The following is a 10359-nucleotide window of genomic DNA, read 5'->3' as shown; positions in this document are numbered from 1 at the left end:
CGCGGCGCATCGCGGCCAAGGCCGGCTCCTACATCTGTTGCAACGTGCCCCGCTATAGATAGGTGTTGCGCCTGGTCGCACCAACACAGATCTGCAATGAACCAACAATGCGGACACCACGATGGCACTGGCATAACAGGCCCGAAACAGATGTAGGAGCCGGGCTTGCCCGCGATGCGCCGCGCGGGCGGCGCTCGATCTCAAGGGCGCTAGAAAAACAACGACTGGCACCTGGCGGCCGCCCCCCAATCCCCCACCTATATATAGAAGCCCCTCAAACCACCCCATCCCCCCGCAACCGCTCCAACGCCTCCCCACCAATCCCCAACACCCGCCCCAACACCTCCGCCGTATGCTCCCCCAACAGCGGCGGGGCACGCCTGTACTCCACTGGCGTCTCCGACAGCCGAATTGGGGACGCCACCTGTGGGACGATGCCCGCCAAGGCATGGGGCAGCTCCACTGCCAGCCCGCGGGCCTGCACCTGGGGATCGGCGAACACCTGGGCGAGATCATTGATCGGCCCGCAGGGCACGCCTGCCTGCTCCAGCTGGGCCACCCACTGCGCCGTGGTCTTGAACACCGTGGCCTGGCGAATCAGCGGGATCAATTCGGCACGGTTGGCCACCCGCAGCTTGTTGGTCAGGAAACGCGGATCAACAGCCCACTGCGGCTGCCCAGCCACCTCGGCGAACTTGCGGAACTGGCTGTCGTTCCCCACGGTAAGGATGAAATCCCCATCGGCCGTAGGAAAGTCCTGATACGGCACTATATTAGGGTGCGCATTGCCCAGCCGTTTCGGTGCCACGCCGGTGGTGAGGTAGTTCATGGCCTGGTTGGCCAGGCAGGCTACCTGCACGTCCAGCAACGCCATGTCGATGTGCTGGCCGCCGCCATGCTGGTCACGGTGGGCGAGGGCGGCCAGGATGGCGACGGTGGAATAGAGGCCGGTGAGGATGTCGGTCAAGGCCACGCCGACTTTCACCGGCCCGGCGCCTTCATCTCCCTCGGGGCGACCGGTCAGGCTCATCAGCCCGCCCAGCCCCTGAATCATGAAGTCATAGCCCGCGCGCTTGGCGTAGGGGCCGGTCTGGCCGAAGCCGGTGATCGAGCAATAGATAAGCTGCGGGTTCACCGCCTGCAACGAGGCATAGTCCAACCCATAGGCTGCCAGGCCACCCACCTTGAAGTTCTCGATGACGATATCCGACTTCGCTGCCAGCTCGCGCACCAGGCGCTGGCCCTCGGGCTGGGTGAAATCGATGGTCACCGATTGCTTGTTGCGGTTGGCGGACAGGTAGTAGGCAGCCTCGCTGGTGTTCTCGCCTTCTATATCGCGCAGGAAGGGCGGACCCCAGGCGCGCGTGTCGTCGCCGTTGCCTGGGCGCTCGACCTTGATGACCTCGGCCCCCAGGTCGGCGAGGATCTGCCCGGCCCAAGGGCCGGCCAGCACACGCGACAAATCCAGCACCCTAAGATGTGATAGCGCACCCATGGCCCGGCTCCTTCTATTAATAGAACGCCTGGATGCCGGTCTGCGCACGCCCAAGGATCAGTGCATGCACGTCATGGGTGCCCTCATAGGTGTTGACCACCTCGAGGTTGACCAGGTGACGAGCCACGCCGAACTCATCGGAGATGCCGTTGCCGCCCATCATGTCGCGAGCCATCCGGGCGATGTCCAGGGACTTGCCGCAGGAGTTGCGCTTCATGATCGAGGTAATTTCCACCGCCGCCGTGCCTTCGTCCTTCATGCGCCCCAGGCGCAGGCAACCCTGCAGGGCCAGGGTGATCTCGGTCTGCATATCGGCCAGCTTCTTCTGGATCAGCTGGTTGGCCGCCAACGGGCGCCCAAACTGCTGGCGATCCAGAGTGTACTGGCGCGCGGTGTGCCAGCAGAACTCTGCCGCACCCAGCGCACCCCATGAGATACCGTAACGCGCCGAGTTCAGGCAGGTGAACGGGCCCTTGAGGCCGCGCACGTCGGGGAAGATGTTTTCTTCAGGGACGAACACGTTATCCATGACGATCTCGCCGGTGATGGATGCACGCAGGCCGACCTTGCCATGAATGGCAGGGGCGCTGAGGCCCTGCCAGCCCTTCTCCAGCACGAAGCCACGAATATCGCCGGCATCGTCCTTCGCCCACACTACGAACACATCGGCGATGGGGCTGTTGGTGATCCACATCTTGCTGCCGGTCAGGCGGTAGCCGCCTTCCACCGAGCGGGCGCGGGTAATCATGGCGCCCGGATCGGAGCCATGGTTGGGCTCGGTCAGGCCGAAGCAGCCGATCCACTCGCCACTGGCCAGCTTGGGCAGGTATTTCTGCTTCTGCGCCTCGGTGCCGAACTCGTTGATCGGCACCATCACCAGTGAGCTCTGGACGCTCATCATCGAGCGGTAGCCAGAGTCCACACGCTCCACCTCACGGGCAATCAGGCCGTAGCACACGTAGTTGAGACCGCTGCCGCCGTACTGCTCGGGAATGGTCGCGCCCAGCAGGCCGATCTCGCCCATCTCGCGGAAGATGGCCGGGTCGGTCTTTTCATGACGAAACGCTTCCAGCACCCGCGGCGCCAATTTGCCCTGGGCGAACTGCTGGGCGCTGTCGCGCACCATGCGTTCTTCTTCGCTGAGCTGCTGGTCGAGCAGCAGCGGATCGATCCAGTTGAAGCTGGCCTTGGCGCCCATGGTGTGTCCTCGTCGCAAATGAATAGGAATACCTTGATGCTAGGCGCCGAAAGGGCAGGGGACAAACGAGGATTTCGCATAGCCTTGTGCTAATTTCTCACTCCGAGAGGCGATAAAAGCCCAATAAGCGCCTCCACTTGTGAGGTTGCCGTACATGCGCCGCAAAATCCCCAGCACCACCGCGCTCATCTGCTTCGAAGCCGCTGCGCGCCACGAAAGTTTTACCAAGGCTGCCCAGGAGCTTTCCCTCACCCAAGGCGCCGTGTGCCGGCAGATAGGCGGCCTGGAAGCGTTCCTCAATGTCGAACTGTTCCAGCGTTCGCGCCGCGGCGTGAAACTGACCGAGGCCGGCCTGTCCTACAGCCGCCAGGTCGCCACCCAGCTGGACGCCGTGGAACGCGACACGCTGTCGGTGATGGGCCAGCAGGGCAGCAATACCATCGAGCTGGCCGTAGTGCCCACCTTTGGCACCCAGTGGCTGCTGCCCAGGCTCAAGGGCTTCCAGCGCGAGCACCCGGACATCACGGTGAACCTCACCAACCGCACCCGGCCATTCCTGTTTGCCGACACCCCCTTCGACGCCGCCATCTATTTCGGCGACGCCGACTGGCCCGGCACCCAGGCCCACCGGCTGATGGGCGAGAACCCGGTGCCGGTGTGCAGCCCGGCGCTGTTGGCGGGCAGGGCACAGCTTGACGCCCAGGCCATCGCCCAGCTGCCACTGCTGCAACAGACCACGCGCCCCTACGCCTGGCGCCAGTGGTTCAACAGCCTGGGAATGAACCTGAGCCGCGACATGACAGGCCCGCGCTATGAACTATTCTCCATGCTTTCCCAGGCCGCCATGCACGACATGGGTATTGCGCTGATCCCGCCATTCCTGATCCAGCGCGAGCTGGAGGAGGGCAGGCTGGTGGTCGCCAACGCCCACGCACTGGCCAGCCACAAGGCCTATTACCTGATGATTGCCGAGCGCAAGGTCGAATCCGCCTCGATGAAGGCGTTTCGTGATTGGCTGGTGGCCGAGTCGATTCGCTATGTAGTTGATCATCAAGGAAAAGGTTAAAAAGTAACTATGTAGTCCATAAATATGGAAACCTACAGATGTAAGGAAATGTCGTTTTTAAGAAGACTGTTATGGCTGCCTGTAAAATTTGCTGAACACCCCGTTCTACATGGCCTACAGCCCTTTTTCCGGGTCATTTCGCGCTATTCACCGGAACAATGTAAAAAAATATTAAATCCCTACAGAAAAGCTGGAAAGCCCGAGCCATCGGGGCTCGACCGGGTATGTTGCGGCAATCGGTCACAGGGTGACTTGTAGTGTTTCGTCCGTCACCCTTCATAACTGGTTGAAGGCCTGCAATAACGCCTGCAAAATGCCGCGCCCCGCCGCAATCAGGCGGGATCGTGCTGATCGGCCGCCCCAGATGCGCCATCCGTAGTGCGCTGGTTAACTCAATAAGATCAAGCAGGAGATTTGACGTGCACATTGGTGTTCCTCTCGAAACGCAGACGGGCGAAACACGGGTTGCTGCAACCCCGGAAACCATCAAGAAACTGATTGGCCAAGGCCACAAGGTCACTGTCCAGAGTGGCGCCGGCGTCAATGCCAGCGTGACCGACAGCGCCTATGAAGCCGCCGGCGCAGTCATTGGCAGCGCTGCCGATGCCTTCGGTGCCGAGCTGATCCTGAAGGTGGTTGCCCCCGACGACGCAGAACTGGCGCAGATCAAGAGCGGCACCGTTCTGGTCGGCATGCTCAACCCGTTCAACAACGAAACCATCGCCAAGATGGCCGAACGCGGCATTACCGCCTTTGCCCTGGAAGCCGCCCCGCGTACTTCCCGCGCGCAGAGCCTGGACGTGCTGAGCTCGCAGGCCAACATCGCCGGCTATAAAGCCGTGCTGCTGGCCGCCCATCACTACCCGCGCTTCATGCCTATGCTGATGACCGCCGCCGGCACCGTGAAGGCTGCCCGCGTGCTGATCCTGGGCGCCGGTGTTGCCGGCCTGCAGGCCATCGCCACGGCCAAGCGCCTGGGCGCGGTGATCGAGGCGTCGGACGTGCGTCCTGCGGTGAAGGAGCAGATCGAGTCGCTGGGCGCCAAGTTCATCGATGTGCCGTACGAGACTGACGAAGAGCGCGAATGCGCCGAAGGCGTCGGCGGTTACGCCCGCCCGATGCCGGCCAGCTGGATGCAGCGCCAGGCCCAGGCCGTGCACGAACGCGCCAAGGCCTCCGACATCGTCATCACCACCGCGCTGATCCCGGGCCGCAAGGCGCCGACCCTGCTGAGCGCCGAAACCGTCGCGCAGATGAAACCAGGCTCGGTGGTCATCGACCTGGCCGCTGCACAAGGCGGCAACTGCCCGCTGACCGTGGCCGACCAGGTGGTGGTCGAGAACGGCGTGATCATCTGTGGCCCTACCAACCTGGCTGCCATGGTCGGTGCCGATGCCTCGGCGCTGTACGCACGCAACCTGCTGGACTTCATGAAGCTGGTGTTCGACAAGGACGGCCAGTTCACGATCAACCTTGAAGACGACATCGTCGCTGCGTGCCTGATGTGCCGCGACGGCCAAGTCATCCGCAAGAACGGCTGAGGACAATAACAATGGAAGACATGCTGATCTCCCACGGCGTCTATAACCTGATCATCTTCGTGCTGGCGATCTACGTCGGCTACCACGTGGTCTGGAACGTCACACCTGCCCTGCACACCCCGCTGATGGCCGTTACCAACGCCATCTCGGCCATCGTCATCGTTGGCGCCATGCTGGCTGCCGCCCTGACCGTGACCCCGCTGGGCAAGATCATGGGCACCCTGGCCGTGGCCCTGGCTGCGGTGAACGTATTCGGTGGCTTCCTGGTGACGCGCCGCATGCTGGAAATGTTCAAGAAGAAGGCGCCGAAAGCGTCCGCCGAGGTGAAAAAGTAACATGAGCATGAACCTCGTCACTCTTCTGTACCTTGTAGCCTCGATCTGCTTCATCCAGGCGCTCAAGGGCCTGTCGCACCCGACCACGTCGCGTCGCGGCAATATGTTCGGCATGCTGGGCATGACCCTGGCCGTGCTGACCACCGTTGGCCTGATCTACAAGCTGGGCGCCGAGCTGGCTACCGGCGGTATCGCCTACGTGATCGTCGGCCTGCTGGTCGGCGGCACCGCCGGTTCGATCATGGCCAAGCGCGTGGAAATGACCAAGATGCCCGAGCTGGTCGCCTTCATGCACAGCATGATCGGCCTGGCCGCGGTGTTCATCGCCATTGCCGCCGTGGTCGAGCCACAGTCGCTGGGTATCGTCCCGGCCCTGGGCGACGCCATCCCTACCGGTAACCGCCTGGAGCTGTTCCTGGGTGCGGCCATTGGTGCCATTACCTTCTCCGGTTCGGTGATCGCCTTCGGCAAGCTGTCGGGCAAGTACAAGTTCCGCCTGTTCCAGGGCGCACCGGTACAGTTCGCCGGCCAGCACAAGCTGAACCTGGTATTGGGCCTGGCTACCCTGGCCCTGGGCCTGACCTTCATGTTCACCGGCAGCTACGGCGCCTTCGCGCTGATGCTGGCCCTGGCGTTCGTGATGGGCGTGCTGATCATCATCCCGATCGGCGGCGCCGACATGCCGGTAGTCGTGTCGATGCTCAACAGCTACTCGGGTTGGGCAGCCGCCGGTATCGGCTTCTCGCTGAACAACTCGATGCTGATCATCGCCGGCTCCCTGGTGGGTTCGTCGGGTGCGATCCTGTCGTACATCATGTGCAAGGCCATGAACCGCTCGTTCTTCAACGTGATCGGCGGCGGCTTCGGCGGCGCGACCGACGTTGGCGGCCCAGCGGGTGCGAAAGAAGCCCGTCCGGTGAAATCCGGTTCGGCTGACGACGCCACCTTCCTGCTGACCAACGCCGACACCGTGATCATCGTCCCGGGCTACGGCCTGGCAGTGGCTCGTGCCCAGCACGCGCTGAAAGAGCTGACCGAGAAGCTGACCCACAACGGCGTGACCGTGAAGTACGCGATCCACCCGGTTGCCGGCCGTATGCCTGGCCACATGAACGTACTGCTGGCCGAGGCCGAAGTGCCGTACGACCAGGTGTTCGAGATGGACGACATCAACTCCGAGTTCGGCCAGGCCGACGTGGTGCTGGTGCTGGGTGCCAACGACGTGGTCAACCCTGCCGCCAAGAACGATCCGAAGTCGCCGATCGCCGGCATGCCGATCCTGGAAGCCTTCAAGGCCAAGACCATCATCGTCAACAAGCGCTCGATGGCCAGCGGCTACGCCGGCCTGGACAACGAACTGTTCTACCTGGACAAGACCATGATGGTGTTCGGTGACGCGAAGAAGGTCATCGAGGACATGGTCAAGGCTGTCGAATGACGGCTTGATCCACGGCAATACCCAAAACCCCGGCGCTGGTTAGGCTGGGGTTTTTTATTTCCGATATACCTTGGTCTTAGAAACGCCCCCGCCGGCCCGGGTTTACGACCTAAGTCGTGGGACGAATTTTTTTCAAATCACTAGACTGCGCAACAGCTCCGCTACCCGAGATAACAAAACATGTACCGTGACCGTATCCGCTTGGACGCCTTGCAGAGCAAGGTGATGAGTGCGGCTGATGCCGCTGCCCTGATCAAGGACGGCATGACCGTCGGCATGAGCGGCTTTACCCGCGCAGGCGAAGCCAAGGCCGTGCCCCACGCACTGGCCGAGCGCGCCAAGCAGACACCGCTGCAGATCACCCTGATGACCGGCGCCAGCCTGGGCAACGACCTGGACAAGCAGCTGACCGAGGCCGGCGTACTGGCCCGGCGCATGCCGTTCCAGGTCGACAGCACCCTGCGCAAGGCCATCAACGACGGCAAGGTGATGTTCATCGACCAGCACCTGTCCGACACCGTCGAGCAGCTGCGCAACCGCCAGATCAAGCCGGTGGACCTGGCCGTGATCGAGTGCGTAGCTATCACCGAGGAAGGCCACCTGGTGCTCAGCACCTCGGTGGGCAACTCCGCCAGCTTCGCCATCCTGGCGAAGGAAGTGATCGTCGAGATCAACCTGTCGCAGCCCCTGGAGCTCGAAGGCCTGCACGACGTCTACATCCCCAGCTACCGCCCGACGCGCCTGCCTATTCCGGTGCTGAAGGCTGACAGCCGCATCGGCAGCGGCGCGGTGAAGATCGACCCGGCGAAGATCGTTGGCATCGTCATCAGCAACCAGCCCGACTCGCCGTCCACCGTGCTGCCGCCGGACGACGAGACCCAGGCCATCGCCGACCACCTGGTGGACTTCTTCAAGAGCGAAGTGGCCGAGGGGCGCCTGACCAACAGCCTGATGCCGCTGCAAGCGGGCATCGGCACCATCGCCAACGCCGTGATGTGCGGCCTGGTGGACTCGCCGTTCGAGAACCTGACCATGTACTCCGAAGTACTGCAGGACTCGACCTTCGACCTGTTCGACGCCGGCAAGCTGGAATTCGCCTCGGGCAGTTCCATGACCCTGTCGGCCAAGAAGCACGCCGAGGTGTTCAGCGACTTCAACCGCTACAAGTCGCGCCTGGTGCTGCGCCCGCAGGAAATCTCCAACCACCCGGAAGTGATTCGCCGCCTGGGCATCATCGGCATCAACACCGCGCTGGAGTTCGACCTGTACGGCAACGTCAACTCCACCCACGTGTGCGGCACCAAAATGATGAACGGCATCGGCGGCTCGGGCGACTTTGCCCGCAACGCCCACCTGGCCATCTTCGTCACCAAGTCGATTGCCAAGGGCGGCGCCATTTCCAGCGTGGTACCCATGGTCAGCCACGTCGACCACACCGAGCATGACGTCGACATCCTCGTCACCGAGGTGGGCCTGGCCGACCTGCGTGGCCTGGCGCCGCGCGAGCGCGCCCGGGCGATCATCGACAACTGCGTGCACCCAAGCTACCGCGCCGCGCTGAACGAGTACTTCGAAGCAGCCTGCGCCCGTGGCGGCCACACCCCGCACATCCTGCGTGACGCCCTGCAATGGCACAGCAACCTGGAAGAAACCGGGCGCATGCTGGCCGTGTGAGGCAACACAGTTGGCAGCTGATGCAAGGCAATAGCGCATCAGTTGCCCAACTGTTCAAAGATACTTTCTAAATCTGTACTGCTGTACCGGTAAAAGTCCCGCCTCAAGCCCCTCCAAAACCTCGAAATTGATCAAAAATGCACCATTCAGGTGCTGACCGATACAGTTGGCCTGATTTTGGGTCAAACAGTCCCCTTAAACAGTTAACTGAACCCTCACAATACAAATGAACTGTGCCTGCATTTCTTGACTGCACAGGAGGATCATAGGCACCAGTAGAAACCAACTAGCCAAGCCCGCCACAAGCGGAAGGATGTCAACCATGGAACGTACACTCAGTTCCGACCTGCTTTTCCAGAACAGCTCCGAAGAAACCCGCACTTCGTTCCCACTGCGCGTTATCAGCAACCTGATGCTGTGGCAGCGCCGCATCGCCAGCCGCCATCAACTGGCCCGTCTGGACGCCCGCCTGCTGGCCGACGCTGGTATCAGCGAAGCACAGCGTTGCGAAGAGCTGAGCAAGCCTTTCTGGCGCTGATGCAACACCCCGCTGGCCCGTTTTCGCCAGCAACCTGAATTCGATCGAAGCCCGTCACTGGCAACAGTGACGGGCTTTGTCGTTTCTATGGCCTGGCTAAATGGTTCGTAGCCGCTGCCGAAGGCTGTGCCGGCCTTCGCGTGCACTGAACGTCTTGAGCGTGGGGGAGGGCCAGCGCAGCCTGGCGGCAGCGGCTACAGGTACAGTATGTGAATCTCATAACAACACCAGTACAGTTCAAATTTTATGAAACTTCCTGTTTCAGATCTCCACCCACTGAACTAAATCGGCAACAATTGTCTGACATGCGCGTGCACCCGCGACGTAACGCGGCCGGTACAACGTGCGTCTGATGTAAAGTGCTGCACTTTTGCCCTAGTCCGCTCAGGAGATTGACCATGATCCGTTCCCGTCTGCTTGGCGCCTCGCTGCTGCTGGCCCTGTCCTGCGGCGCGCATGCCTCCAGCTTCATCGTCACCACTGATGCCATCGTGGGCGCCACCAAGGCCACCAGCGACGCCACCTCCGACGCCACCGCATCGCTGCGCGACAAGAAGGTCGTGCTCGAAGCCCGTGACGACGCCGCCAGCTTCGTCGCCAGCCAGGGCGCCGTGCGCGGTGCGCGCCTGGAATGCGCGTTCGCCTACATCCGCCAGCAGAACCCGGCGCTGCAGGCCACCGACGCGCAACTGGCCCAGGCCATCGTTGCCATCTGATCGAGTGCCAGTCAGGTAGTTTCTAGACTTATGCGTGTTCCGTTTTCCCGTTTCCTTGCTCTTGCATCGCTGATCGCCAGCGCCTGGTCGTGCCAGGCCCTGGCCTTCGACACCACCACCCAGGGCGTGGTCGCCAGCGGCTACATCACCAGCCAGGTGACCACTGCGCCGTTCGACCGCAAACTGGTGCGCGCCGCCCAGGACGACGCCGCGGCCTATGTTGCCACCGACGGCCAACTGGCCGGCGCACGGCTGGAATCAGCGATCAGTTACCTGCGCCAGCACCACGCTGGCGTTCATGCCAGCGACCTTGAACTGGCGCAGGCAATTCTCGTCCAATAATTACTCCCTGTCCTTG

Annotated in this window: 10 protein-coding genes; 8 read left to right on the top strand and 2 right to left on the bottom strand. The window is 62.3% G+C overall.

Annotated elements, in window-relative coordinates:
* Positions 1–274 precede the first annotated feature (274 nt).
* Both ACWKWX_RS29385 and ACWKWX_RS29380 read right to left on the bottom strand, forming a co-directional pair.
* Positions 275–1495, bottom strand: coding sequence for a CaiB/BaiF CoA transferase family protein (locus tag ACWKWX_RS29385; protein ID WP_416421769.1), 1221 nt, complete (start codon positions 1493–1495; stop codon positions 275–277).
* Between the two features lie 16 nt (positions 1496–1511).
* Complete coding sequence (locus tag ACWKWX_RS29380; RefSeq protein ID WP_416421768.1) at positions 1512–2693, bottom strand: acyl-CoA dehydrogenase; 1182 nt, start codon at positions 2691–2693, stop codon at positions 1512–1514.
* A gap of 154 nt (positions 2694–2847) precedes the next feature.
* Between ACWKWX_RS29380 and ACWKWX_RS29375 the strand changes: the two genes are divergently transcribed.
* From ACWKWX_RS29375 to ACWKWX_RS29340, 8 genes are all read left to right on the top strand, one after another.
* A complete protein-coding gene (locus tag ACWKWX_RS29375; RefSeq protein ID WP_483829577.1) occupies positions 2848–3759 on the top strand; it encodes a LysR family transcriptional regulator in 912 nt (303 codons plus the stop codon).
* 419 nt (positions 3760–4178) lie between these two features.
* A complete protein-coding gene (locus ACWKWX_RS29370) occupies positions 4179–5300 on the top strand; it encodes a Re/Si-specific NAD(P)(+) transhydrogenase subunit alpha (RefSeq protein ID WP_483829576.1) in 1122 nt (373 codons plus the stop codon).
* Between the two features lie 11 nt (positions 5301–5311).
* On the top strand, positions 5312–5635 hold the full coding sequence (locus tag ACWKWX_RS29365) for an NAD(P) transhydrogenase subunit alpha part 2 (RefSeq protein WP_008367291.1): 324 nt from the start codon (positions 5312–5314) through the stop codon (positions 5633–5635).
* A 1-nt stretch (position 5636) separates the two neighbouring features.
* Positions 5637–7073 (top strand): NAD(P)(+) transhydrogenase (Re/Si-specific) subunit beta, encoded by a 1437-nt coding sequence (locus ACWKWX_RS29360; RefSeq protein ID WP_476296510.1) that lies wholly within the window; start codon positions 5637–5639, stop codon positions 7071–7073.
* Positions 7074–7253: 180 nt separating this feature from the next.
* Positions 7254–8747 carry a succinyl-CoA:acetate CoA-transferase ScpC gene (gene scpC / locus ACWKWX_RS29355; protein ID WP_416421764.1) on the top strand — a complete coding sequence of 498 codons (1494 nt, stop codon included), beginning with the start codon at positions 7254–7256 and terminating at the stop codon, positions 8745–8747.
* Between the two features lie 322 nt (positions 8748–9069).
* Entirely contained in the window at positions 9070–9285 is a 216-nt protein-coding gene (locus ACWKWX_RS29350; protein ID WP_416421763.1) for a DUF1127 domain-containing protein, read from the top strand.
* 398 nt (positions 9286–9683) lie between these two features.
* The gene (locus ACWKWX_RS29345; RefSeq protein WP_416421762.1) at positions 9684–10001 is read left to right on the top strand and encodes a DUF2388 domain-containing protein; all 318 of its coding nucleotides are present in this window, start codon (positions 9684–9686) and stop codon (positions 9999–10001) included.
* Between the two features lie 30 nt (positions 10002–10031).
* Positions 10032–10343, top strand: coding sequence for a DUF2388 domain-containing protein (locus ACWKWX_RS29340; protein ID WP_416421761.1), 312 nt, complete (start codon positions 10032–10034; stop codon positions 10341–10343).
* Positions 10344–10359: the final 16 nt, after the last annotated feature.

This window comes from Pseudomonas imperatae, from assembly GCF_057128625.1.
Note: the sequence above shows the minus strand (reverse complement) of the source record. Positions and strands in the feature narration are given on the sequence as shown.

What these genes read in the sequence shown, in the direction of transcription:
- ACWKWX_RS29385 (WP_416421769.1), bottom strand. Translation starts at nt 1,495, where the DNA reads ATGGGTGCGCTATCACATCTTAGGGTGCTGGATTTGTCGCGTGTGCTG.
- ACWKWX_RS29380 (WP_416421768.1), bottom strand. Translation starts at nt 2,693, where the DNA reads ATGGGCGCCAAGGCCAGCTTCAACTGGATCGATCCGCTGCTGCTCGAC.
- ACWKWX_RS29375 (WP_483829577.1), top strand. Translation starts at nt 2,848, where the DNA reads ATGCGCCGCAAAATCCCCAGCACCACCGCGCTCATCTGCTTCGAAGCC.
- ACWKWX_RS29365 (WP_008367291.1), top strand. Translation starts at nt 5,312, where the DNA reads ATGGAAGACATGCTGATCTCCCACGGCGTCTATAACCTGATCATCTTC.
- ACWKWX_RS29360 (WP_476296510.1), top strand. Translation starts at nt 5,637, where the DNA reads ATGAGCATGAACCTCGTCACTCTTCTGTACCTTGTAGCCTCGATCTGC.
- scpC (WP_416421764.1), top strand. Translation starts at nt 7,254, where the DNA reads ATGTACCGTGACCGTATCCGCTTGGACGCCTTGCAGAGCAAGGTGATG.
- ACWKWX_RS29350 (WP_416421763.1), top strand. Translation starts at nt 9,070, where the DNA reads ATGGAACGTACACTCAGTTCCGACCTGCTTTTCCAGAACAGCTCCGAA.
- ACWKWX_RS29345 (WP_416421762.1), top strand. Translation starts at nt 9,684, where the DNA reads ATGATCCGTTCCCGTCTGCTTGGCGCCTCGCTGCTGCTGGCCCTGTCC.
- ACWKWX_RS29340 (WP_416421761.1), top strand. Translation starts at nt 10,032, where the DNA reads ATGCGTGTTCCGTTTTCCCGTTTCCTTGCTCTTGCATCGCTGATCGCC.